Genomic DNA, 983 nt, shown 5'->3' with positions numbered 1-983 from the left:
TAGAAGTTTTTGAGTTCTGTTCTATCGGTATTGACTATTTGCTGGATGGCAGAGGTTATCATGCCTGATTTTTTAATATCTTTGGCGATTTGTATTCTGCCGTTTTTGGTTAGCAGTCTTGTGTCTATTTCGCCTTTTAAGCCTTTGTGAGAGGCTATGTTGTAGATGTTTACTTCTGTGTCTTTGATGTCTCTGTTGAGGAGTTTGGTGTTGGATTTGGATTTAGAATTGGATTTAGAATTGGATTTAGAATTGGAATTGGAATTGGACTTGGAATTGTTTTGGTCGATGTCGGCTATTTGGATATTGCCACTGCTAGGGCTGGACTTCATTTGTACGGACTTGGAGTCTTGGACAGATGAGATATTTAAAACTCTGTTGGCAGTGGCATTAACAAAAGTTTGTAGAGATTTTGCAGTGTTAACTTCTTGGTTAGCGGCATACACATTACCCACGCCACCTAATACAAAGGCGTTCAAATAGCTTAGTATTAAAAATAGAGCGAAAGGTTTTTTAAGGGTGAGCATCGATGTTATTTTAGATTGGTTTTTTTAGAGATTAACACAATCTGATTTGCAGGGTCTTATTTTAGTTGGATTTTGATAGAGTGGTTTGTTAAAAAACCACACACTGACCCTGATTATTTGCTAATTATTTCAACTTCCAAGACTTTTCCCATTTTTCCGAATAGTCATCTATATATTTTACTTTTCCTGTTTTTATGTCTTTTAAATAACTAAGTTCATCATAAATAGCATCTCTAAATCTTCTTCGTATGCGTTTTACGCTTATTTCTTTTAAATTTAGTAACCTTTCTTTGGTTTTATTTTTTTTAGATATTTGTGCTTCTAGTTGAATAAGTATTTCCCATGACATTATGATTTGAGGGTCAGTCAAACACTCAGATATCGTATCATAATCTTCAAAAATTAAATTATACAAATTATAAAAGTTATCATATTCTCCAAGTTCATTTATTTTTC

At 33.2% G+C, this 983-nt stretch carries 2 protein-coding genes; both read right to left on the bottom strand.

The genetic code is table 11. The annotated features are described in order from the left end of the window. The coding region (locus tag BBROOKSOX_RS11695; protein ID WP_180324060.1) for a hypothetical protein at window positions 1–527 on the bottom strand (527 nt) is incomplete at its 3' end. Window positions 528–651: 124 nt separating this feature from the next. Beyond that, on the bottom strand, window positions 652–983 hold a 332-nt coding region (locus tag BBROOKSOX_RS11690), incomplete at its 5' end, for a hypothetical protein (RefSeq protein ID WP_180324059.1).

The sequence above is a fragment of the bacterium endosymbiont of Bathymodiolus sp. 5 South genome, assembly GCF_900128535.1.
Taxonomy (GTDB): domain Bacteria; phylum Pseudomonadota; class Gammaproteobacteria; order PS1; family Pseudothioglobaceae; genus Thiodubiliella.
This window is presented reverse-complemented; position numbering and strand designations above follow the sequence as displayed.